At 62.1% G+C, this 21,350-nt stretch carries 22 protein-coding genes; 7 read left to right on the top strand and 15 right to left on the bottom strand.

The genetic code is table 11. From position 1 onward, the window contains the following. Window positions 1-97: 97 nt before the first annotated feature. Genes IG629_RS05175 through IG629_RS05165 form a run of 3 tightly spaced genes read right to left on the bottom strand, consistent with a single transcriptional unit; the run spans window position 98 to window position 3,793 of the window. Window positions 98-1,588 (bottom strand): M81 family metallopeptidase, encoded by a 1,491-nt coding sequence (locus IG629_RS05175; RefSeq protein WP_193170907.1) that lies wholly within the window; start codon window positions 1,586-1,588, stop codon window positions 98-100. 4 nt (window positions 1,589-1,592) lie between these two features. Continuing rightward, window positions 1,593-2,987, bottom strand: a complete 1,395-nt coding sequence (locus tag IG629_RS05170) for a M20 family metallopeptidase (RefSeq protein ID WP_193170906.1) — start codon at window positions 2,985-2,987, stop codon at window positions 1,593-1,595. 32 nt (window positions 2,988-3,019) lie between these two features. After that, a complete protein-coding gene (locus IG629_RS05165) occupies window positions 3,020-3,793 on the bottom strand; it encodes a LamB/YcsF family protein (RefSeq protein ID WP_193170905.1) in 774 nt (257 codons plus the stop codon). A gap of 129 nt (window positions 3,794-3,922) precedes the next feature. On the opposite strand from IG629_RS05165, the gene pxpB reads away from it, so the two are divergent. Further along, window positions 3,923-4,660, top strand: coding sequence for a 5-oxoprolinase subunit PxpB (pxpB, locus tag IG629_RS05160; RefSeq protein ID WP_193170904.1), 738 nt, complete (start codon window positions 3,923-3,925; stop codon window positions 4,658-4,660). Beyond that, a complete protein-coding gene (locus IG629_RS05155; protein WP_193170903.1) occupies window positions 4,657-5,688 on the top strand; it encodes a 5-oxoprolinase subunit C family protein in 1,032 nt (343 codons plus the stop codon). The genes pxpB and IG629_RS05155 overlap by 4 nt, the downstream gene beginning before the upstream one ends. Window positions 5,689-5,850: 162 nt before the next feature. On the opposite strand, the gene IG629_RS05150 is transcribed toward IG629_RS05155, so the two are convergent. From IG629_RS05150 to IG629_RS05140, 3 genes are all read right to left on the bottom strand, one after another. After that, window positions 5,851-6,840, bottom strand: a complete 990-nt coding sequence (locus IG629_RS05150; protein ID WP_193170902.1) for an alpha/beta fold hydrolase — start codon at window positions 6,838-6,840, stop codon at window positions 5,851-5,853. 31 nt (window positions 6,841-6,871) lie between these two features. Beyond that, on the bottom strand, window positions 6,872-7,492 hold the full coding sequence (locus tag IG629_RS05145; RefSeq protein WP_193170901.1) for an NADPH-dependent F420 reductase: 621 nt from the start codon (window positions 7,490-7,492) through the stop codon (window positions 6,872-6,874). A gap of 154 nt (window positions 7,493-7,646) precedes the next feature. Next, entirely contained in the window at window positions 7,647-8,396 is a 750-nt protein-coding gene (locus IG629_RS05140) for an SDR family NAD(P)-dependent oxidoreductase (protein WP_226886467.1), read from the bottom strand. Between the two features lie 115 nt (window positions 8,397-8,511). On the opposite strand from IG629_RS05140, the gene IG629_RS05135 reads away from it, so the two are divergent. After that, window positions 8,512-9,405, top strand: a complete 894-nt coding sequence (locus tag IG629_RS05135) for a LysR family transcriptional regulator (protein ID WP_193170900.1) — start codon at window positions 8,512-8,514, stop codon at window positions 9,403-9,405. A 266-nt stretch (window positions 9,406-9,671) separates the two neighbouring features. On the opposite strand, the gene IG629_RS05130 is transcribed toward IG629_RS05135, so the two are convergent. After that, window positions 9,672-10,703, bottom strand: a complete 1,032-nt coding sequence (locus tag IG629_RS05130) for an MBL fold metallo-hydrolase (RefSeq protein ID WP_193170899.1) — start codon at window positions 10,701-10,703, stop codon at window positions 9,672-9,674. 207 nt (window positions 10,704-10,910) lie between these two features. Here IG629_RS05130 and phnN point away from each other — a divergent pair, with 207 nt between their 5' ends. After that, window positions 10,911-11,465: a phosphonate metabolism protein/1,5-bisphosphokinase (PRPP-forming) PhnN gene (gene phnN, locus IG629_RS05125; RefSeq protein WP_193170898.1), complete on the top strand. Its 555-nt coding sequence runs from the start codon at window positions 10,911-10,913 to the stop codon at window positions 11,463-11,465. A 40-nt stretch (window positions 11,466-11,505) separates the two neighbouring features. Here the strand turns inward: phnN and IG629_RS05120 are convergent, their stop codons facing one another. Genes IG629_RS05120 through phnG form a run of 8 tightly spaced genes read right to left on the bottom strand, consistent with a single transcriptional unit; the run spans window position 11,506 to window position 17,937 of the window. Continuing rightward, complete coding sequence (locus IG629_RS05120; RefSeq protein ID WP_193170897.1) at window positions 11,506-12,120, bottom strand: LbetaH domain-containing protein; 615 nt, start codon at window positions 12,118-12,120, stop codon at window positions 11,506-11,508. Between the two features lie 38 nt (window positions 12,121-12,158). Next, the gene (locus IG629_RS05115) at window positions 12,159-13,316 is read right to left on the bottom strand and encodes an alpha-D-ribose 1-methylphosphonate 5-triphosphate diphosphatase (protein ID WP_193170896.1); all 1,158 of its coding nucleotides are present in this window, start codon (window positions 13,314-13,316) and stop codon (window positions 12,159-12,161) included. Next, window positions 13,313-14,035 (bottom strand): phosphonate C-P lyase system protein PhnL, encoded by a 723-nt coding sequence (gene phnL / locus IG629_RS05110; RefSeq protein WP_319025015.1) that lies wholly within the window; start codon window positions 14,033-14,035, stop codon window positions 13,313-13,315. The genes IG629_RS05115 and phnL overlap by 4 nt, the downstream gene beginning before the upstream one ends. Before the next feature lie 5 nt (window positions 14,036-14,040). Then, window positions 14,041-14,829 carry a phosphonate C-P lyase system protein PhnK gene (gene phnK, locus IG629_RS05105; RefSeq protein WP_028465193.1) on the bottom strand — a complete coding sequence of 263 codons (789 nt, stop codon included), beginning with the start codon at window positions 14,827-14,829 and terminating at the stop codon, window positions 14,041-14,043. Continuing rightward, a complete protein-coding gene (locus IG629_RS05100; RefSeq protein ID WP_449867042.1) occupies window positions 14,826-15,773 on the bottom strand; it encodes an alpha-D-ribose 1-methylphosphonate 5-phosphate C-P-lyase PhnJ in 948 nt (315 codons plus the stop codon). Before IG629_RS05100 ends, phnK begins: the two co-directional genes overlap by 4 nt. A 10-nt stretch (window positions 15,774-15,783) precedes the next feature. Further along, window positions 15,784-16,902 (bottom strand): carbon-phosphorus lyase complex subunit PhnI, encoded by a 1,119-nt coding sequence (locus IG629_RS05095; RefSeq protein ID WP_193170894.1) that lies wholly within the window; start codon window positions 16,900-16,902, stop codon window positions 15,784-15,786. A 4-nt stretch (window positions 16,903-16,906) separates the two neighbouring features. Further along, on the bottom strand, window positions 16,907-17,524 hold the full coding sequence (gene phnH / locus IG629_RS05090) for a phosphonate C-P lyase system protein PhnH (protein ID WP_193170893.1): 618 nt from the start codon (window positions 17,522-17,524) through the stop codon (window positions 16,907-16,909). After that, window positions 17,524-17,937: a phosphonate C-P lyase system protein PhnG gene (gene phnG, locus IG629_RS05085; protein ID WP_193170892.1), complete on the bottom strand. Its 414-nt coding sequence runs from the start codon at window positions 17,935-17,937 to the stop codon at window positions 17,524-17,526. Before phnG ends, phnH begins: the two co-directional genes overlap by 1 nt. 180 nt (window positions 17,938-18,117) lie before the next feature. On the opposite strand from phnG, the gene phnF reads away from it, so the two are divergent. The 3 genes from phnF (at window position 18,118) to IG629_RS05070 (ending at window position 21,345) form a co-directional block, all read left to right on the top strand. Then, window positions 18,118-18,837 carry a phosphonate metabolism transcriptional regulator PhnF gene (phnF, locus tag IG629_RS05080; RefSeq protein WP_193170891.1) on the top strand — a complete coding sequence of 240 codons (720 nt, stop codon included), beginning with the start codon at window positions 18,118-18,120 and terminating at the stop codon, window positions 18,835-18,837. 164 nt (window positions 18,838-19,001) lie between these two features. Further along, the gene (locus IG629_RS05075; protein WP_028465188.1) at window positions 19,002-19,667 is read left to right on the top strand and encodes a hypothetical protein; all 666 of its coding nucleotides are present in this window, start codon (window positions 19,002-19,004) and stop codon (window positions 19,665-19,667) included. Further along, entirely contained in the window at window positions 19,645-21,345 is a 1,701-nt protein-coding gene (locus IG629_RS05070; RefSeq protein WP_193170890.1) for a thiamine pyrophosphate-binding protein, read from the top strand. The genes IG629_RS05075 and IG629_RS05070 overlap by 23 nt, the downstream gene beginning before the upstream one ends. Window positions 21,346-21,350 lie beyond the last annotated feature (5 nt).

Genomic DNA, 21,350 nt, shown 5'->3' with positions numbered 1-21,350 from the left:
CTATCGAAAATTGATTTCTCGTTTCTTGCCGGGTTTTGGCCGAGCGGGGCCGTCCGCTGCGGCGCAGCGTGCCTCTCAGCTTCCGGAGTGGGTCGGCTTACGAAATAGGATCGATCGGCCAGATCGGGCGGCGCAGATGCTTGTAGTCAAAGCTGCTGTAGTCCTGGGAGACGAGGCAGCCGCTATCCACCAGCACGACTTCGCGGGCGACCGGCTGGAAAGCCGCGCGGAAATGGTGCGAGGATTTAACGGCGATCACATCCAGCACCGCCGGATCGAGCCCGAACAGCTTCAGTGCCTGCTGGTCCGTGACCTGCAGGTTGCTGCTGGCGATCACCACTTTCACGCCTGAAATATCGAGCAGGGCGGAGCGGCCGAGGCGCACTTCCATGTTCGCCCACATAGGCCCGTCACAGACGAAGGCGCCGGTGTCGCTGAGAGCGAGCACCGTGGCCTCAGTCCCGATCGGCGGGCCATAGCTGTCCGGATCGACTTTCGCGCCAAGTGAGATGGCGATGTTTGCTCCCACCCCGGCTGTATGGGCCTGCTCGGCAACAGCGGGATCGCAGATTGCGGCTAGTGCGGCGTTCGGAGTGCCGGTCGCGATAATGGTCTCCAGCAGGCGAACGCCGTCGCCATAACCACCGCCGCCGGGATTGTCTGTCGTGTCCCCGATAACCAATGGACCTTCGCCGGAGGGCGCGCCCTTGATCCTTGCCGAAAGGTCGGTGAGGGAGAGCAGAGGGACAGTATTGATCGCGCGGGTATCCCAGACGAACTGCATCAGGTCGTCTGCTATTCTCCGGCCTTTTTCCGTATCGCCATCCGTGGTGACGCTGACGGACGGGCCTGCCTCGGCAATATCGGACCAAGCGAAACCTGCACAGAGGCCGATTTCCAGAACGTCCGGATCAGCTGCCTTGATCTCCGCCGCCCGGGCCAGCAGTTCTGCCATCGGGCCTTCCTGGGTGCGGCCGTGATTGAGGCCGTCGAGGGTCGGGCACCGGGCAACAATCGTGACCGGACGGATCTCTTTGTCCATGGCCCGCTGGAGCAGGGAAGCCGCCTCCGTCGCGGCCTCGTACTGGTCGATATGCGGATAAGTCCTGTAGGGAACCAGAATATCAGCCAGCGCGGCCATTCCGTCCGTCACGTTCGCATGCAGATCGAGGGTGACGGCAATCGGAACATCTTTGCCGAGACGATCACGCAGCCGCTTCAGCAGGTCGCCTTCCGCATCTTGGCTGCTCTCGGTCACCATGGCGCCGTGCAGGGCCAGCATGACCCCGTCGACCGGTCCCGTGTCGAGACCGGCCAGCACAATACTGCAAAGCTCTTCCCAGGCATCCGCCGTGGTCATGCCGCTTGGTGTGGCATGGGCCGCAACGGTCGGGATCAGCTCCCAGCCGTAGGTCCGCGCGGCGTCGATATGTGCCGCCACTTCCGTCGCGGTGCCGGACATATGCGCCGCTATCTGGTCTCCGAAATAGCATTGCCGACGCAAATAAGCGTCCATGTCGGTCCGCAACACACTGAAAGTATTGGTCTCGTGGCTGATCTCAGCCGACAGAACACGCCGCGCGGTCATCGGATTACCAGCTTTCCGGCAGGGTACCGTCGCCGATATCCCAGAACAGGCCAGCGGTGAGTTGCAGACCCTCGCGGAGGATCGGCTTCAGCGCATGTTCGTTCGGGGCATGCTGGGAGCAGGATGCATAGGAATGCGGCACCCAGATCGTGGCCAGGCCTAGTATTTCGCTGAAGACGTCGTTCGGCAGGGAGCCGCCGAGGTTTGGCAGAATTGCGGTCTTCTTGTTGGTCGAGCGCTGGATCGAGTTTGCCGCCCACTGCACGAGCGCATGGTCGGGATCGAGGCGCGTCGCCTTCATATAGCCGCGATCGGCGTCCGCGACGGTGACCATCGGGAAGCCTTCGCGCTCCAGATGCCGGCGCAGGGCCGGAACGATGTCTTCCGGGTCGGTGCCGACGACGAAGCGGAGCTGGCCGCGGCAGGTCGCCCGGCCAGGGATCGCGTTCACCGGTTTGTCCGGCAGACCGGCCGTGTAAGCCAGGATCTCGAAGCTGTTCCAGCCGATCACCCGTTCGATCGGGGTCAGGGACTCTTCTCCCCAATTCGGATCGATCTGCGGGCCGTTCGCTTCCGCCTCCAGTTCGCACTCGGCGAGAGCAGCCCGGATTGCCGGGGTGAGGGTGGTCGGACGCCATTCAGGCACACGGATCTGGCCACGCCGGTCGACGATGCTGGCGAGCGCATGGGCGAGGATGACCGCCGGGTTTGCGAGGAGCCCGCCCCAGTTACCGGAATGGTGGGCGCCTTCGCGCAGGTCGCAGGTGATATCCATCGGATAGGCACCGCGCGACCCCATGAAGACAGTCGGGTGGTCGGCACTGATGCGCGGACCGTCGGAGGCGATCAGGAAATCGGCCTTCAGCTTGTCTTTTTGCTGTTTTGCGAAGTCCGCCAGTCCCGGGGAGCCGGATTCCTCGCCGGACTCGATCAGGATCTTGGAGTTGAAGCCAAGCTTGCCCCGGGTCTTCAGCACGGCGTTAAGGCCGGCGATATTGATCGAGTGCTGACCCTTGTTATCGACGGTCCCGCGGCCGTAGACACGCTCGCCGACCTCGGTCAACGTCCATGGATCACGGTCCTCAGCCCATTGCCCCTCCATGCCGCGGACGACGTCGCCATGACCGTAGGTGAGCACGGTCGGCAGAGTGTCACCTTCGTGACGGGTTGCGATCAGGAAGGGGCCGCCCTTCGGCGAGGGGTTCGGGAACTGCTCGCAGACATATCCCATCGGCTCCAGGGCCGCGCGCATTTCGGCCATATAGGCCTCCATGTCGGGCTTCCGCTCCTCGTAGAGCTGGCTCTCGGTGCGGATTGCCACCCGGCGGCTCAGGTCCTTGAGGAAATCGCCGCTGTCGAAATGTTCGGCGGCGGCTGAGATGGCTTGCTCACGACTCACTTGGGTAGCTCCTGGATTGGACAGATGGGGGATCAGTTGAGGGGAACTTCAGGAAGGGTAACGACCTCGATGCCATTGGCTTCGAGCGCGGCACGGACAGCACCGGCCACGGCCGGGCCTGTCGGCTCGTCTCCATGAATGCAGATGGAATGAACGACGACCGGTACATCCACTCCGTCGGTTGAGCGGACCTTGCCGGTTTCGAGCATACGCAGGACATGCTCCACCGCCTGCTGCGGGTCGCGGATCATAGCGTCGTCGCGCTTCCGGCTGGTGAGGCTGCCTTTGGAATCGTAGGTCCGGTCGGCGAAGACCTCGGATGCGGTCGGCACGTCGAGCGTGGCGCCGGCCTTCATCAGCTCCGAGCCGGTCGTCGCCAGCAGAATGATCGAAGGGTCCACCGCCCTGGTGGCGCGCACGATGGTCTCAGCCAGGTCCTTGTCCTCGGAAGCCATATTGTTCAATGCGCCATGCGGTTTCATATGAGTAACTTTCATGCCGTGCATCGCCGCCATCGCCTGCAGCGCGCCGATCTGGTAGGCGATCATCGCCTCCACTTCGCGCTGGGCCATGGTGATGCGGCGGCGGCCGAAGCCCCAGAGATCGTTGAAGCCAGGATGCGCGCCGATACTGACGCCTTCCGACTTGGCACCGGCCACGACCCGATCCATCACATTGGCGTCCCCGCCGTGGAACCCGCAGGCCACATTGGCCGAGCCGACGATCTTCAGCATCGCCATGTCGTCGCCGATATCGTAAGCGCCGAAACCTTCGGCCATATCGGCGTTCAAATTCACTTTGGTCATGGTTACGGTCCGTGGCTATTGTCTCGAAGCGCGGGTCGCGCGTCCGGGACGCTTTGTCGAAGGGCGATAGGACGTGAAGATTAGCGCCAAACCCTTCGTATGGTCCATGTCCGGAACAGAACCATTGTGATGTCGGAACCTGTCTTTCTTCCCGCCGGGGATACCGCCCTTGTCGTGCAGTTCGGCGAAGCCGTCGACGCCGTTGTGAACAGGCAGGTGCGCCATGTTGCGGCCAAGCTGCGCGAGCTGTCGTTGGGCGGCATTGTGGATATCGTGCCGACGATCCGCTCCCTGATGGTGCATTACGATCCGCTGGTGACGCGCTCCTCCGAGTTGCAATCGGCGATCTCGGAAATCCTGCATCATCAGCATGAGGGCGAGGATGGCTACCGGCTCTGGTCCATTCCGGTCTGCTATGAGGGAGATTGCGCGCCCGATCTGGATAGCGTTGCGCGGGACATGAATCTGGCGCCCGCGGAAGTGGTGCGCGGCCATACGGCAGACCCGCAGGAAATCCTGATGATGGGATTCCTGCCGGGTTTTCCCTATCTCGGTTTGCTGCCGGAAGATTTCGACGTGCCAAGGCGTTTTGAGCCGCGGGTGAAGGTGCCGGCGCGGTCGATCTCCATCGCGGTCAGGCAAACCACGATCTACACGGTCGAAAGTCCGGGGGGCTGGCATCTGATAGGGCGGACGCCGATTGAATTCTTCGACCCGAAACGGGAAGCGCCGATTCTGGTCGCCGCCGGGGATCGAATTCATTTCCAGCCGGTGTCGTTTGCCGACTATGAAGTGCTCCGAAAAGACGTAGAGGCCGGGGAATACGTGCCTGTCGTGGAAGATATCGCGCCGGGAGAGAGCGCATGAGCGGGCTCAGGGTGATCCAGGCCGGTTTTGCGCCGACCCTTCAGGATTTCGGACGTCCGGCTTACCAGAACAGGGGCGTGCCTGTTTCCGGTGCGCTTGACCCTGTGTCTCTCCGGATCGGCAATGCGCTGGTTGGAAATGACGGCGGGACGGCGGCCATCGAATTCCGCATGATCGGCCCTGTGCTTGAAGTCATCGCGGAAAGTGTTCGTGTCGCGTTGGTCGGTACCCGGGCCGGAATTGTCGTCGAGGCGGGAGAGCGCGTCGAGTTGCCGTCTTACCAGAGCGTCACGTTGAAGCGCGGTCACCGGCTTTCCGTCAATCCGGTGACGGACAGCGGAGCCGCCTATCTCTGCGTCGAGGGTGGCTTCGATCTTCCCGCCGCCTTTGACAGCCTGTCAACTTATGGCCGCTCGCAGATCGGCGGGTTTCAAGGTCGTGCGTTGAAGGACGGGGACGAGTTGCCCTTGTGCCTGAACGAGGTTCCCGAGCGTGGCGAGCTTCGGCTGGAGAACCCCGTGTATCTCGATGCCGGCGGCCCGGTCCGTGTCGTGTTCGGCCCGCAGCGGGACTATTTCACAGACGAAAGCGCCGCCGCCTTTCTGACCAACGAGTACAAGATCAGCCGGGAAGCGGACCGGATGGGCATGCGTCTGGAAGGCCCGGCGCTGGAACATGCGCGAGGCTACAACATCACCTCGGACGGGATTGTCACCGGCGCCATCCAGGTGCCGGGCAACGGCCTGCCGATCATCCTGCTGGCGGATCATCAGACCACGGGCGGATATCCGAAGATCGGCACCGTCATCTCCGCCGACATCCCGCGTCTCGGCCGCCTGAAGCCGGGAGATACGCTGTCCTTCACGGAAATCAGCGTAGCCGAGGCGGAAGAGGCGCGCCGGGAGCAGGAAAAGGAAATCAAACGGCTGATCTCTTCGCTCAGTCCGGCGGCGGCATGGCTCGACGAGGCGGCGCTTTACCGGGAAAACCTGATCAGCGGCGTGGTCCATAACGAACAGACGGGTTAGGGCGTGTGTTCTAAACGGATGTCCGCAAATGGGTCTTATAGGGTCGGACATCGGTGTCGAAACGGCAATGTGACCCCGACGAAGAGGTCACTGTCATTCGACCGTTCTGCCTGTGCCCCTGGGCTGTCGGCGCCGCCGCGGGGACGGCGCCGAGATGCAGCCTCAGGACTTGATGAAGGCGAGTAGGTCCGGATTAACGATGTCGGGATTGACCGAGCAGAGCCCGTGCGACAGGCCCGGGTAGACCTTCAGGGTGCTGTTGCGGAGCCGTTCGGCCGAGAGAAGCGCGCTGTCGGCGATCGGCACGATCTGATCGTCGTCGCCGTGCATCACCAGGGTCGGGACGGTGACCGCCTTCAGGTCGTCGTTGAAGTCGGTCTCCGAGAAGGCCTTGATACCGTCGTAATGAGCCTTGGCGCCGCCCATCATGCCCTGGCGCCACCAGTTCTGAATGAGGCCCTGGGAGACGGTCGCGCCGGGCCGATTGAAACCGTAGAACGGGCCCGAGGCGACGTCGAGATAGAACTGCGCCCGGTTGGTGGCGAGTGCGGCGCGGAAGCCGTCGAACACCTCGATCGGCAGCCCGCCGGGGTTGGCGTCGGTCTTCAACATGATTGGCGGCACCGCCCCAACCATCACCAGCTTGGCTACCCGGCCATTCTTCTGGCCGTGCCGGGCGACATAGTGCAGCGCTTCGCCGCCACCCGTGGAGTGGCCGATATGGACGGCGTCGCGCAGGTCGAGATGTTCGACCAGGGCGGCGACGTCGGCAGCATAATGCGCCATGTCGTGGCCGCCGGCGACAAGGGCGGAACGACCGTGGCCGCGGCGATCATGGGCGATCACCCGGTAGCCCTGGCCGAGGAAATACAGCATCTGGGCGTCCCAGTCGTCGCTGCTGAGAGGCCAGCCGTGGTGAAACACCAAGGGCTGGGCGTCCTTCGAGCCCCAGTCCTTGTAGAAAATCTCGACGCCGTCCTTGGTGGTGATGGTGCTCATGATTGTTCCTTTCTGTGGATTGGTTGCGTTGGTGGTGGTCGCGGCGGCGACGCCGGACCCCGGCAGTGAGACAGCCGCAGCCACGGCTGTGCCGGCGAGCAGGACGTCCCGGCGGGAGGTCTGCGCGCCCGAGGGGCGAGAGGGGATGGTCATCGTTTTTCTCCAAGCGTTCTTTGATGGGTGTCTAAGCCGGGCTTTGCATATCGGGGCTCGTGAAGAACTCCAGGCCGCTCAGCGGGGCGCCGAGCTGCATCAGCCGTCCGCCAACCGCCAGGCCTCCGATCGAGACGGGGTGGAGGTGACTGTCGGCAATGAGGCGATGCACAACCGCGCGCGCATCGTCGTCATCGCCGGCCACGAACAGGACGCGGCGGGCTCCGTCGACCGGTACCGGCGCGAACATGGTTTTGACCGGGAGGGTGTTGAAAGCCTTCACCACCCGAGCAGCCGGTGCCAGGCGTGCGATGATTTCACTGCCGGAGTCTGCGCCCAGGTCATCGACCTCGAACTCGGGGGCATAACTTGTGAAGATGTTGGTCGCGTCGATAAGCACGCGACCGCGCCAATTGATCTCGGGCGTGAGAACGTCGCGCACCCTGGTCCATGGCACGGCCAGGATGACGACCGGATTGTCCAGCGCCTCGGTAACCTGACCGGCGGTCACATGGTTTCCGAGCTGCATCGCCAGTTCGCGCAGACTTTCAGGCCCACGGCTGTTGGCGATCACCACCTCGTGTCCCGCGGCTGCCAAGCGACGCGCAAGCGCCTGTCCCACTGTTGCCGCACCTAAGATGCCGATGTTCATTGCAAGTTCTCCTCAAGAGGGGGCGTCGGCGCGAATACCGGCGCTGGGGCTAAAGACCCGAAAGCCTCACCGGTCACATCCGGCTGCCGTGAGGGCAGGCGGGCCCGGAGAGGCAGGGGCCGCCCTCCGGGTCCGCCGATCTGCCCGCCGCGGGTCACACCTGGTTCATGCCGCCGTCGACGAACAGTTCGATCCCGTTGACGAAGCCGGCGTCCCTGGAGGCGAGGAAGAGCACCGCATTGGCGACATCCTCCGGTTGCCCGATCCGGCCGGAGGGAATGGAGCCAATGAAGTGTTCCTTGACGCTCTCTGCCTGCTTGCCGCCGCCGAACAGCTCCGTGACACCTGCGGTTTCGGTCAATCCCGGGCTGACAACATTGACGCGGATGTTGCGGTCCTTGAGATCGAGGATCCAGCTCCGGGCGAAATTGCGCACCGCTGCCTTGCTGGCGGAATAGACGCTGAAGTTGGCCGTGCCGGCGGTGCCGGTCGTCGAGGAGGTCAGGATGATCGAGGCACCGTCGCGCAGGACCGGCAGGGCCTTCTGGACGGTGAAGAGAACCCCCTTCACATTGGTATCGAAGGTGCGTTGGTAGTGATCCTCCGTGATCGCGCCGAGGGGCGCGAATTCGCCGCCGCCGGCATTGACGAACAGGACGTCGATCTGCGCGTGCTTCTGCTGGACCGTGTCGTAGAGCCGGTCGAGATCGGCGAGGTTCGACATGTCCCCGCGCACGCCGGTCACGTTGCCACCGATCGACCGAACGGCGGCGTCGAGCGTCTCCTGGCGTCGGCCGGTGATGTAGACCGCGGCACCCTGCGCCGCAAACGCCTTGGCCGTTCCGAGACCGATACCGCTGGTGCCGCCGGTGACCACGACGACCTGATTTTCGAACTTGCCCATTATGCTCTCCGTTGCTCGCGGCCGAGACCATCTCGCCGCCTGCAAAAAAGATAAAATTGAAACGCTGAGGCTTGTAGGAGTCGATTTTGGGCTCTATCGTTCTATTGGTGGAACGATGAAAACTGACCTGAACGATCTTGCCTATTTCGCCGAAGTCGTGAGCCATGGCGGCTTCGCGCCGGCGGCGCGTGCGCTGCGCGAACCCAAGTCGAAACTCAGCCGACGCATCGCCGGGTTGGAGGAGCGGTTGGGGTTGCGGCTGATTGAACGCTCCAGTCGCCGATTTAGGGTGACTGACACAGGCTTGGCCTTCTACGAACGTTGCAAGGCGATCCAGTTGGAGGCCGAACAGGCCGAGGCGCTTGTGATGCAGGCCCGGTCCGAGCCCCAGGGACGTATTCGCTTCAGCTGCCCGACCGGCATGGTCGAACTGATCTCAAGTCTGGTCAGCCGTTTCCTTCAGCAATATCCAAAGGTTCAGCTGCAAATGGTGGCGACCGACCGGCGGGTCGATTTGATCGGAGAGCGGATCGACCTCGCGCTGCGTGTCCGGGTCGCGTTGACCAGTGATGCCGAGCTGACCATGCGCAGCCTGGGCAGTTCGACCCGCATTCTCGTCGCTAGTCCGGCATTGGCCGGCCGTTTGCGCAGACCGGATGATCTGGCGACGGTACCAAGGCTGGCGACCAATGATGCCGATGCGGAAACCGAATGGGATCTGGAGATGCTTGACGGCCAGGGGATGACGCTTCGGCAGGAAGCACGGCTCGGATGTGCCGACATGACGGCGGTCCGCGAGGCGGCGATCGCCGGCCTCGGGGTCGCGCTTCTGCCCTGGCATGTCTGCCTGCGCGCCCTGGAAACCGGAGGCCTGGTGCAGGTCCTGCCGGAATTGCGCGGCCAGAAGGGCATTGTGCACCTCGTTTTCACAACCCGGCGCGGCCTGCCGCCTGCCGTGCGTGCCCTAATTGATCATCTGGCCTCCGAATTTCCGGAGGACCTTCTGTAAGGCTTGTCCCGCGCCCTGAACATCTGTTGCCGTTGGAAACGATCCAGTATCGACTGGCATGGTTCTGAATGAGCTGAGTGATCGCTTGGGGAGGCCGGGGCCTTCCCTCCCTGTGGGCTGGGTTCACCGCGGCTGGAAGTAAAGCAGAGATTGGTCTTCGGCACCGCGGCGTGATTCACGTTCCAATTGAAAACACGCCGCTCACGTCCTCGCCTTCGTCAAATGCGCGGCACTCCGGCTTTGGCTGGGTGTTCATGAGGTCACGCCTAGGCCGCCCGCCCGTACCGGTACGTCCCGTTCTCTCCCAGCTCCCGCGTGATCTGTCCGTCTTCGATCAGCAGATGCAGATGTGCCAGCGCCTCGCCGACGGCAAAGCGGGTCTGGTGCAGGTCGAGCTCGCGTGTGAAGAGGGTTTTCATTACCTCGGCGGCTGAAGATGGACGGTTGCAGGCGGCGATGGTTTCCTGAAGCCGCTCGTCATGGTGGCTGCGCAGGGCGTCGATCCGGAAATTGATGCCGCGATAGGGACCGTCATGCCCCGGCAGGACGAGGATTTCGTCTTTTCCGCCCTTCATGCTGTCGAGGAAGGTGAAAAAATCCTGCAGCGGATTGGCGTCCGGCTCCGTCCACCAGACCGCGATGATCGGGGTGATCCGGGGCAGCAGCAGATCGCCGCCGAGCATCAGGTTGTCCGCTTCCGAGAACAGGCAGACATGGTCCGGCGAGTGACCGGCGCCAAAATAGGGGCGCCAGGTGCGGCCGCCGATGTCGAATTTCGTCTCCGGGCCGATGCGGTTGAAAGCAGGCGGGATGGGCGAGACCAGCTTGCGGTATTCGTTGCCGATCTTGCGCATCTCGCCGCCGACACCGTCCCCGAGGCCGAGCTTGCCGTAGAACCCGACCATCTGGTCGACGAAATCTTCGGACGTGTCGAGATAATAGGCCCGGGCATTCAGCCATTCGGTCCGGCTCATCCAGAGCGGGGCGCCGGTCCGCTCTTGCAGCCAGCCGGCGAGCCCTACATGGTCCGGATGGAAGTGCGTGCCGATGATGGCCTGCACCGGATCGTTCCCGATCACGTCCTTCAGGATCTTTGTCCAGGCCACACGGCAGTTTTCCGAGTTCAGGCCGCAATCGACAATCACCCAGCCAGCATCGTCTTCCAGCAGGTAGAGATTGACGTGGTTGAGCGAGAAGGGCAGCGGCAGGCGCAGCCAGTGCACGCCCGGCGCGACTTCAAGGAGAGCACCGTCTTCGGGGCGCTTGTCTCCGAGGAAATAGGTAAGTTCCTGTGTCATGGTTGCGGAACTTAGTCAGCGCGGCCGGAAGTGCAAAGTGCCTAATGCGAACGAGTTGCGCGGATATTTCACCAAATCATGCAGAGGGGACATTCTCCCCGAATGTTAAGCATCTGTGAAATGCCCGGGGGAATGCGCTCATGAGCCTCGCCACACTGGGCCGGAAGGGATAGAAATAGCTCTCCCTCCCCAAATGAGTTTCCTCGCATGAACAGTCATTCGAACACCGGCACGCTCTGGCTCGTTGTCGGGCCGTCCGGCGCGGGCAAGGACAGTCTACTGGACGGTGCAAAAGCCGCTTTGTCGGAAAGTTCGGCCCATTATTTCGTGCGCCGGGACATCACGCGCCCGGCGGATGCCGGAGGCGAAGACCACAATCCGGTATCGGTCGAGGAATTCGAGGCAAAGCAGGAAGAGGGCGGTTACTGCCTGAGCTGGGAAGCCCACGATCTGCGCTACGGCATTCCAAAGTCGATTGAAGAGGAGCTGGCGGCGGGCCGGCATGTCATCGTGAATGTGTCGCGCGCACTGATCGGCACGGCGCGCGAGATGTATCCGGATGTGCGGGTGGTGAACATCACGGTACCGCGCGAGGTTCTGGAAAATCGCCTCAGGGGACGGGGACGGGAGAGTGAGGCCGACATCCAGAAACGCCTGGAGCGAGCCGAGGCATTCACGCTGGAAGGGCCGGGCGTGATCACTTTCAACAACGACCGGCCGCTTGAAGAGTCAGTCGCTGCTTTTACGGCGTTATTCGCGTAATAGGAGAAATATCGGTTAAATCCGATATTCCGATAGGTGCTTACCGATATTTTGACAGGAACGCGGCTGCCGGCAGGGCGCGGAAGTCGCTCATGCGTTCTTTCAGCAGCTCATGCGGCCAATCCCACCAGGCGAGTTCCAGCAAACCTTCCGCAGTTTCCTCGTCCACCCGGCGCTTGATCTCTTTCGATGGAACACCGCCAACGATTGTATAAGGGGCAACGTCCTTGCTGACGACCGCGCCTGCCGCGACGACGGCGCCTGTTCCGACATTCACACCGGCAAGTACGGTCGCGCCATGGCCGATCCAGACATCGTGGCCGATGGTGCAATGGTGCTGACGGCGCCAGTCGAAAAACGCCTCGTCATCGTCTCCCAGGCCATACGCGGCGGCACGGTAGAGAAAATGATGCTGGGAGGCGCGTGTGCTCGGATGATTTCCGGGATTTATGCGCGTATGAGAGGCGATTGAGCAGAATTTTCCTATCGTTGCGTATATGATGTCGCTGTCATTCACCACGTAGGAATAGTCGCCCATCTCGGTTTCGATGACGGAGGTGCGGGCACCGACCTCAGTCCAGGCACCGAGCTCGCAATCCCGCACCTGGGCGGTTTCGTGCACTGTTGGCATGGAGGAGAGCTGTTTCTGTGCCATGAGCTGAACTTTCCGTCTTTCTACAGAAGCTAAGGGCGTCAGGTGACGCGTGTTCCTGCCCGCATGACCTTGCGGACCACCGGCGTGCCGTCCTTGGCTTGCCGCACGCGGATCAGGTCAGCCCGCTTGCCGGGAAGGATTTCCCCGCGGTCGTCGAGGCCGACCATGTGGGCCGGATTGGCCGTGACGGTCGCCAGTGCCTTTGGCAGCGGCAGACCGTGCTTTTCATGCAGCATGAAGGCGCCGTGCAGCATGCTGGCAGGCACATAGTCTGATGAGAGAGCATCCAGCACGCCCGCTTCCGCGAGTTCACCCGCCGAGACATTGCCCGAGTGTGAGCCGCCGCGAACCACGTTCGGCCCGCCCATGATGTTGGCGAGGCCTTTCTTGCGGGCATGGTGCGCCGCTTCCATCGTCGTTGGGAATTCGCTGATGGTCAGGCCCAGCTCGTGCGCCTCGTCCACATGATCGACCGTCGCATCGTCATGGCTGGCGATGACCACTCCCATCTCCCGGCAGGCAGCGGCGATGGTCCGTCGGTGCTTGTCGGAATAGAGAACCTGGTTCTTCTTGCGGTCCTCGACCATGGCATCGAACTCGGCATCGCTCATGGCGTGCTTGCCGGTGTAGTAGATCTTCAGTTTGCTGAGATCGACGAACTGACGCTGACCGGGCGTGTGATCCATAAGGGACACCAGCCTGACCAGCGAGTCTTCCTTGAACGGCTCGAAAAGGGCGAGGGCATTCGGGTTACCGACTTCGCAGCGCATGTGCAGGAAGTGATTGGCCCGCAGCATGTCATGCTCACTCGCCTCGCGGATGGCATTAGCGGATTCCATCAGGATCTTGTCCCGGGCGTCATCCCGAAGAGTGCCGCCGACAGCAACTGCGTCAAGAACCGTCGTGATACCCGCTGCCGTGACCTGTGCGTCATGCGCCAGCAATGCGGACATTACCGGCCAGTGGACCTTTGGGCGCGGGATCAGGTGCTTTTCGAGATTGTCCGTGTGCAACTCGACCAGACCGGCAATCAGGTAGTCGCCATCGAAGTCCACCGCGCCGGGCGCGGCTGTGCGTCCTTCGGAAATATCCTCGATCTTGCCATTCCGGACAGTAACGGTGCCATGCACTTCCCCATCGGCCAGAATGATCCGTGCATTGGTCAGAATGGCATCGGGGGCTTCGCTCGTGCTCACGCCGCGCTCCTCGCAGGTTGAAGTTCGTATGTCCGGGTGCCGACCGCCTCGCGAACGGCCTGATCGTGGAAGATGCCAACAATGGCGGACCCGTTTTGCCGTGCTTCGTTGATCAGGTCCACGACTGTTTGACGGTTTTCCACGTCGAGGGAGGCTGTCGGCTCATCGAGCAGGAGCACGGGATAATCCTGTACGAGGGTCATGGCGATGTTCACGCGCTGTTGCTCTCCGCCGGAGAAGGTCGCCGGCGGCAGGGACCATAGGCTTTCCGGAATGCGCAGACGGCTCAGCAACGTCGCTGCTTTCTCGCGGGCGGCGACCTCGTTGATGCCGCGGGCGAGCAGGGAATCAGCCACGAGATCAATCGTACCGACGCGCGGAATAACGCGGAGGAACTGACTGACATAACCGAGTGTCCGGGCCCGAATATCGAGCACGACATGGGGCGCGGCACTCACCAGGTCGACGAGCTCTCCGTCATGCCGGATCAGCACCTGCCCCGATTGCGGCAGGTAGTTGGCGTAAAGGGAGCGAAGCAGGGTCGACTTTCCGGCGCCGGACTGCCCGGCGAGGATGACGCATTCGCCCTGTGCGACGGTGAAGGAAACGTCTTCCAGAACCGGAAGTGTCACGCCGCCCTGATTATGCAGCGTGAAGCTCTTCATCAGGCTTTCGACGCGGATCATGTCTTGGCCGTGGTTTTGGTTGTTATCGGTCATGGTCATCACACCGGCAGGATCGAGGAGACGAGGAGCTGGGTATAGGCGTGCTGCGGGTCGTCCAGCACCTGATCGGTCAGGCCCTGTTCGACGACCCGGCCGCGCCGCATGACCATCAACCTGTCCGACAGCAACCGGACCACGCCGAGATCGTGGGTGACGATGATGCAGGCGATGCCGAGCTGACGCACCAGCCCGCGCACCAGATCGAGCAGGCGGGCCTGAACGGAAACATCGAGGCCGCTTGTCGGCTCATCCATGAAGACCAGACGCGGTTTGGTCACGAGATTACGGGCGATCTGAAGACGCTGCTGCATGCCGCCGGAGAAGGTCCGGGGCAGATCGTCCATCCGGCCGAGATCCATCTCGACCTTTTCCAGCCATTCCGAGGAAACGTCCCTGATGCTGCCGTAATGCCTCTCGCCGACCGCCATCAGGCGCTCACCGACATTGGCGCCTGCGGAGACATTCATCCGCAGCCCGTCCCGGGCATTCTGGAAGATGATACCCCAGTCTGTGCGCATCAGCATGCGCCGCTCGGCTTCCGAGAGGGCATAGATATCCTGCAGGCCGTCGACCCGCGTGTCGAAGCGGACGGTCCCGGCGGTCGGCTGCATCAGCCCGGAGGCGCAACGCAGCAAGGTGGACTTGCCGGAGCCGGATTCTCCGACGATCCCCAGCACTTCACCGGGATAGAGCGAGAAATGCACATCCTCGCAGCCGATCTGGTGGCCGTATTTCTGGGTCAGGCCTTCGACTTCAAGCAAAGGTCCGTTGTCTCGCAGCGCCATCATTCGGCTGCTCCCTTCTGAGCGGGGGTCTGTGGTTCGCCCTGATCGCCGACATGGCCCGCCTCGCGGCGTTCCGCGCAATAATCGCTGTCGGAGCAGACATACATCTTGCCGCCGGCATCGTCGGTGATGACCTCGTCGAGATAGCTGTCATCCGCTCCGCAGAGCGCGCAGTTCTCTTCCCAGGACTGGATGGTGAAGGGGTGATCCTCGAAATCGAGGCTCTTCACGTCCGTATAGGGAGGGACCGCATAGATGCGTTTCTCGCGGCCGGCGCCGAAAAGCTGGAGCGCTGCCATCTGGTGCATCTTCGGATTGTCGAATTTAGGGATCGGGCTCGGCGCCATGATGTAGCGGCCGTTCACCTGCACCGGGTAGTTATAGGCCGTCGTGATGCGGCCGAAGCGGGCGATGCTCTCATAGAGGCTGACATGCATGACGCCATACTCTTCGAGTGCATGCATCTTCCGGGTTTCTGTCTCGCGCGGTTCGACCCAGCGCAGCGGCTCCGGGATCGGCACTTGATAGATCAGGATCTGATCGTCGGTCAGCGGTTTTTCCGGAATCCGGTGCCGGGTCTGGATCAGGCTGGCATCCGACGTCTTCTCCGTTGTCGCCACGCCTGCGGTCTTGGCGAAGAAGCGCCGTATGTTAACGGCGTTCGTCGTGTCGTCCGCGCCCTGGTCGATGACCTTTAGCGTGTCATTCTCGCCGATCACCGCAGCGGTCACCTGCATGCCGCCCGTACCCCAGCCATAGGGCAAGGGCATTTCCCGGCTGCCGAATGGGACCTGATAGCCCGGAATGGCGACGCCCTTCAGGATCGCCCGGCGGATCATCCGTTTCGTCTGCTCGTCCAGATAGGCGAAATTATAGCCTTCAACCTGTTCGACCGGTTTGTCGTGCTCCGGCGCCTGCCAGGGCTGCGCTTCTTGCGTCATGCTCATGGATCTCGTCCTACTCGGCCGCGGCCAGTTCGTCGTCATCGGTGCGTTCCGCCGCCTCGCGGGCTGCGATCTCCTTGCGCAGCTCGCGCACGGTCACGAGCTCACCCTGGAAGTCGACGTAGTGCGGCAGTTTCAGGTGCTGTACGAAGCCGGAAGCCTCGACATTGTCGGAGTGATAGAGGACGAACTCCTCGTCCTGAGCGGGAGCGGTGATCTCTTCACTGAACTCCTTCGCCCTGAGAGCCCGGTCGACCAGCGCCATGGACATCGCCTTGCGTTCGCAATGGCCGAAGGTCAGGCCATAGCCGCGGGTGAATTGCGGGGGCACTTTCGCCGAGCCCTTGAACTGGTTGACCATCTGGCATTCGGTGACGGTGATTTCGCCGATCTCGATCTCGAAGCCGAGTTCCTCCGGCTCGAAGGAGACCGCAAGCTCGCCCATGCGGATCTCGCCGGCAAAGGGGTGGTTGTTGCCGAAGCCGCGCTGGGTGGAATAACCGAGAGCCAGCAGGAAGCCTTCATCGCCGCGTGCGAGGTTCTGAAGCCTGGTTGCCCGGTCCGCCGGGAAGGAGGTGGATTCCCGTGTCAGGTCGGGGACCGGTCCGTCCTCGTCATCCGGCAGGTCGAGTTCGATCAGGCCTTCGTGGTCGAGAATATCGGCCACGCGCGGCATTCCGTCTGCAACCGGCTCTTCCGATGTAGGCGCTTCCGGCGTCTCGCCGTTCGCGGCCAGGGTGAAGTCCAGCAGGCGGTGCGTGTAATCGAAACTCGGCCCGAGGATCTGGCCGCCCGGCAGGTCCTTGTAGGTGGCGGAGATGCGCCGGCGGATCTGCATGGCGCCTGTATCGATCGCCTGCGATGCGCCGAACCGGGGCAGGGTGGTGCGGTAGGCCCTGAGCAGGAACACCGCTTCCTGGATATCGCCATTAGCCTGTTTGATGGCCAGAGCGGCGAGGTCCGGATCGTAGAGCGAGCCTTCGGTCATCACCCGGTCGACGGCGAGCGGGAGCTGCTCGCGGATCTGCTGGATGGACAGTTCGGGAACCCTGCGGTCGCCCCGCCGGATATCGGCGAGATAGTGCAGCGAGTTCTCGATGGCCTTGTCGCCGCCTTTGACAGCTACATACATGGGCCTATTCCTTTCCGCTCTGCAGGGTGACGTTCGTGGTGCGGGGCAACGCGACCATCTCGGCGCCGGACACAAAGACGAGGTCGATGCCGCGCGGGAAATACCGCTGCAGCTTCGCGCGCGCGTCCCAGAACGAAGCGGGGACGCCCGGCAGGCCGAGTTCAGTGCTGTCCTTGATGCCTGGGCCTGTCAGGGTGAGCGGCCCGTTTGTCCGGATTGTTTCGATCTGGATGATCAGGGTGGCGCCCAGTTCGGGGTATTCTTCCGTGCCGGTATTGAAGGTGCTGAGATCTTCGGGCGTGCCGTCCAGAATGCCGAAGGCGGCGTCTTTTGCTTCGGTGATGATCCGTGTGCCGCAATGGAATTTCAGATAGGTTTCAGCTGCCGGGGTCGCCAGTGCAGGGGCGAGATAGAGAGGCGTTTCGAAATCTACCAGCGCGAGTGCGATCGCCGTCGCTGCAAGATCGAGCGTTTCCGGTCCCTCAATGTCGAGATCGACTGTTTCGATGCTTCCCGGGCGGGCCATGGCGTCGAGAAGGCAACGGAAAACCAGCTGTGATTGACTGACCGGATCGGAAAAACCCGGCGTCAGAGTTTGGGTTGTGTTCTCCACGGACATCATCAGTTCTCCCGCGCCACGGTAAAGAATTCGACTTTCGTCGCCGCTGCTTTGCGGCTGGCCGTTTCCCGGCCTTGCTGATGCCTCAGCTCCAGCGGTTTGATGATCGAATGCTCGACGGTTTCCGCGCGCTCCTCGCCCTGCATCAGGGCGTCGATCACCGCGGCAATTTCTGCATGTTCCTTGTTGCGGCCGGAGACATATCCGTGTCCGAGGTCGCCACTTTCGAGGCCGACAGAACAACGGGTGACTGTCATTTCTCCGAGATTGAACCGGTTTCCGGTACCGCCCATGCGACCGCGCACCATGACCATGCCGATTTCCGGCGGGCGGACCCGGGTCCAGGCGGGCTTGTCCGGCAGGTTCTGCCAGAGGCTACGCAGGTCCTCGAAGGAAGCTTTGGCGAGGATCGACATCCATCGCTTCCGGGCCGGTGACTGATGCTGTGGTGACTGGGTCCCCATCGGTCTGTCCTTTTCTCTCGACAAATTTAATATTTGTCTAGATGTCTATATCTTTCAATGTTATAGATCTGCTGACGCGCCTGCGCAACAGGGGCACAGTGACATTTTGATGACTCATCGCGTGAGGGTGCCTTGATCGAACGGAAAAGCGGCCAGTCACTTTGGCGCCAGATTGCCAACGACATATCCGATGCAATCCGCTCTGGCACTTATCCGCCAGGCAGCAAGATGCCGACGGAAGCAGAGTTGTCGCAACAATATGGGGTGAACCGGCATACGCTCCGGCGGGCTGTCTCGGAGCTTGCCGAAGAGGGCGTTATCCGGGTGGAGCAGGGCCGGGGAAGTTTCGTCCAGGAGCACGTGCTGGACTATCTTGTCGCCAGGAAAACGCGCTTCTCAGACAACGTGCTGCGGCAGAAGCGAACCCCAGGTGGCCGCACGCTGCTGCTGACGGAAGAGGTCGGCGATCCGGCGATCCTGAAGCAGCTTGGCCTCTCCCGTGGAGCCCGCCTTGTCCGGCTCGACCGGATAGGCGAAGTGGACGGCCGGCCAATTTCCGTTGGCAGTCACTATTTTCCGGCTGCCAAAGTGCCGGGTTTCGCTCAGCTGCACGAGGAACTCAACTCGATCACCAAGGTCCTGACGCATCTTGGTTATGGCGAATACACCCGCAGGGAAACTCGTGTGACGGCACGGATGCCGGACGCGGCGGATGCCGAGCATTTGCAGCAGCCGCGCAACCGGCCTGTGCTGGTCATTGAGTCAATCAACGTTGACCCGGCCGGTGTTCCCATCGAGTACGGTTTTGCCCGTTATGCCGCTGACCGGTTTCAACTGGTATTCGAGAGCTGATCAGCCTATTCACCTGCGGGTGTTCGTCGCAGATTCGAACGAAACTGATCGCAAAGCGATCCTTGACCAGCGGCCGCGCATCGCGCGAGGTAGTATCAGCAATTTAACCTGCGCAAAGCGGGACGACAAAAGGGAGGCGGGAATCAATCCCGCCGATAGGATTGATGGCGACATCCACCTACGTTCTGCGTCTGATAAAAGACGTGTTTTCTCCACATGCGGTCTCAAAACATCTGCCTGACGGATGCCGGATTGTTTATTGCAATGCCGGTGACCTGAGCTTCGAGGGTGGCTCGGTGCTGCAGCCGGATGAAGCCCGGTTCATGCGCTCCGGCATGACCATCAGGGCCGGGACGGAAGGCGGTGAATTGTGGCGTTGGGAGTTGGACGAGACTTCAGCTGAACCGCAAGTGGATCTGGGCGAGGGCATTCATAGCGAGATCGTCGAGTCGAATGAGGTTCCCACCGTGGAGAATCTCGAAGACTGGCTGATCCGCTGCGACAGCGTGTTGTTCCCGACGGGAGGCACTGCCGTACCGCATAGCCATTTGGGCCCGGGCATACGCTGCATCCGCAATGGCAAACTCACCCTTTCGACGGACAAGCTTTCCAAGGATTACCTGCCGGGCGATGCCTGGTTTGAGCCCGGCGCCCAGACTGTCTGGGCGGAAGCCTGTACGCAGGAATGTACCCGCTTCATTCGGGTGCTGCTGCTGCCGAAAGAGGTCAAAGGCAAAAGTTCGATCCGTTATCTGAACGAAGCGGATCGCCGTAAACCGAAATCTCAACGATATAAGAGTTATGTAGATGAGCTCCTCTCCCTCAAGTAACAGTGCCGGCCATGGCCGTCTCGGTGGCCATATTCTTGTCGATGCGCTGGTTGAGGAGGGGGTAGACCTCGTCTTCGGCGTGCCCGGTGAAAGCTATCTCGCGGTTATCGATGGCCTGCAGGAACGGAACGGCATTCGGACCGTGATGTGCCGCCAGGAAGGCGGCGCGGCAATGATGGCCGATGCCTATGGCAAGCTGACCGGCCGTCCCGGCGTCTGCATGGTGACCCGTGGCCCCGGCGCGACCAATGCAAGCGCCGGCGTCCATGTCGCTTTCCAGGATTCGACCCCGATGGTGCTCCTGGTCGGCCAGGTGGCGCGCTGGATGGTGGAGCGCGAGGCGTTTCAGGAAATCGACTACCGCCGGATGTTTGGCCAGATGGCCAAGTGGGTTGCGCAAATCGACGATGCGGCGCGGATTCCGGAATATATCAGCCGGGCATTTCATACTGCCGTCTCGGGCCGTCCGGGTCCTGTGGTGCTGGCACTGCCCGAAGACATGCTGATGGATTATGCCGATGTGGCAGGCATTGCGGCCTATGTGCCGGTCGAGCCGCATCCGGGCCAGAAGCAGATGGCCGATTTCCGGTCCATGCTGGACAAGGCAGAACGGCCGATCATGATTGTCGGCGGCGGCGGCTGGGACCGTGAGGCTTGCGAGCGGATCGAGACGTTTGCAGTCGCCAACGGCGTTCCGATCGGTGCTTCCTTCCGCTGTCAGGACTATTTCGATAACCGGCACCCGAATTATGTCGGACATGTCGGTATCGGCATCGACCCGTCCCTCGCGGCCCGCATTCAGGAAAGCGATATGGTGATCGCGCTCGGCACCCGGCTGGGCGAGATGACCACTGGCGGCTACACCATGTTCGACATTCCGCGCCCGAAGCAGGGGCTCGTGCATATCCATGGCAGCGCGGAAGAGCTTGGCCGGGTGTATCAGGCCGACATGATGGTCAATTCCGGCCCCCGGGCTTTTGCGGAGGCTCTGGAGGCGATGGCGCCTGTTGACGGCAGCAGCCGGTCGAAGAGTATCGCCCAGGGCCATGCCGATTATCTTGCAACGCTGGAGCCGCTGCCGGTTCCGGGCGATGTGCAGATGGGGGAGATTGCAGCCTGGTTGAACGCCACGCTGCCGGACGATGCGATCATCACCAACGGTGCCGGTAACTACGCCAACTGGATGCATCGCTATTACCAGTATCGCGGCTTTCGCACGCAGCTTGCTCCGACGAGCGGCTCCATGGGCTACGGCCTGCCGGCTGCCGTTGCGGCGGCGCTGGTGCATCCTGAACGGGTTGTCGTTTCGATGAATGGCGATGGCTGTTTCATGATGCACGGGCAAGAGCTGGCGACTGCCATGCAACATGGCGCCAAGATCATCGCCATCGTGATCAACAACAACATGTACGGTACCATCCGCATGCATCAGGAGCGCGAATTCCCGGGCCGGGTGAAGCACACCGAACTGCAGAACCCGGATTTTGCGGCACTGGCAAAAGCCTATGGCGCGAACGGCGAGACGGTTCTTGAAACCTCGGAATTCCAGCCAGCTTTCGAGCGGGCCTTGGCGTCCGACAAATCGACCGTGATCGAGGTGAAAATCGACCCTGAGGCGATCACGCCGAAAACCACGCTTTCGGCAATTCGAAAAGCTGCGTTGGAAAAGGCCGGCTGAGGTCA

The organism is Nisaea nitritireducens (genome assembly GCF_014904795.1).
Taxonomy (GTDB): domain Bacteria; phylum Pseudomonadota; class Alphaproteobacteria; order Thalassobaculales; family Thalassobaculaceae; genus Nisaea; species Nisaea nitritireducens.
Note: the sequence above shows the minus strand (reverse complement) of the source record. Positions and strands in the feature narration are given on the sequence as shown.

Bases quoted from the DNA above. Each gene is read 5' to 3' on its own strand.
- IG629_RS05175 (WP_193170907.1), bottom strand. From the start codon at position 1,588: ATGACCGCGCGGCGTGTTCTGTCGGCTGAGATCAGCCACGAGACCAAT.
- IG629_RS05165 (WP_193170905.1), bottom strand. From the start codon at position 3,793: ATGACCAAAGTGAATTTGAACGCCGATATGGCCGAAGGTTTCGGCGCT.
- pxpB (WP_193170904.1), top strand. From the start codon at position 3,923: ATGTCGGAACCTGTCTTTCTTCCCGCCGGGGATACCGCCCTTGTCGTG.
- IG629_RS05155 (WP_193170903.1), top strand. From the start codon at position 4,657: ATGAGCGGGCTCAGGGTGATCCAGGCCGGTTTTGCGCCGACCCTTCAG.
- IG629_RS05150 (WP_193170902.1), bottom strand. From the start codon at position 6,840: ATGACCATCCCCTCTCGCCCCTCGGGCGCGCAGACCTCCCGCCGGGAC.
- IG629_RS05145 (WP_193170901.1), bottom strand. From the start codon at position 7,492: ATGAACATCGGCATCTTAGGTGCGGCAACAGTGGGACAGGCGCTTGCG.
- IG629_RS05140 (WP_226886467.1), bottom strand. From the start codon at position 8,396: ATGGGCAAGTTCGAAAATCAGGTCGTCGTGGTCACCGGCGGCACCAGC.
- IG629_RS05135 (WP_193170900.1), top strand. From the start codon at position 8,512: ATGAAAACTGACCTGAACGATCTTGCCTATTTCGCCGAAGTCGTGAGC.
- IG629_RS05130 (WP_193170899.1), bottom strand. From the start codon at position 10,703: ATGACACAGGAACTTACCTATTTCCTCGGAGACAAGCGCCCCGAAGAC.
- phnN (WP_193170898.1), top strand. From the start codon at position 10,911: ATGAACAGTCATTCGAACACCGGCACGCTCTGGCTCGTTGTCGGGCCG.
- IG629_RS05120 (WP_193170897.1), bottom strand. From the start codon at position 12,120: ATGGCACAGAAACAGCTCTCCTCCATGCCAACAGTGCACGAAACCGCC.
- phnL (WP_319025015.1), bottom strand. From the start codon at position 14,035: ATGACCGATAACAACCAAAACCACGGCCAAGACATGATCCGCGTCGAA.
- phnK (WP_028465193.1), bottom strand. From the start codon at position 14,829: ATGATGGCGCTGCGAGACAACGGACCTTTGCTTGAAGTCGAAGGCCTG.
- IG629_RS05100 (WP_449867042.1), bottom strand. From the start codon at position 15,773: ATGAGCATGACGCAAGAAGCGCAGCCCTGGCAGGCGCCGGAGCACGAC.
- IG629_RS05095 (WP_193170894.1), bottom strand. From the start codon at position 16,902: ATGTATGTAGCTGTCAAAGGCGGCGACAAGGCCATCGAGAACTCGCTG.
- phnH (WP_193170893.1), bottom strand. From the start codon at position 17,524: ATGATGTCCGTGGAGAACACAACCCAAACTCTGACGCCGGGTTTTTCC.
- phnG (WP_193170892.1), bottom strand. From the start codon at position 17,937: ATGTCGATCCTCGCCAAAGCTTCCTTCGAGGACCTGCGTAGCCTCTGG.
- IG629_RS05075 (WP_028465188.1), top strand. From the start codon at position 19,002: ATGGCGACATCCACCTACGTTCTGCGTCTGATAAAAGACGTGTTTTCT.
- IG629_RS05070 (WP_193170890.1), top strand. From the start codon at position 19,645: ATGAGCTCCTCTCCCTCAAGTAACAGTGCCGGCCATGGCCGTCTCGGT.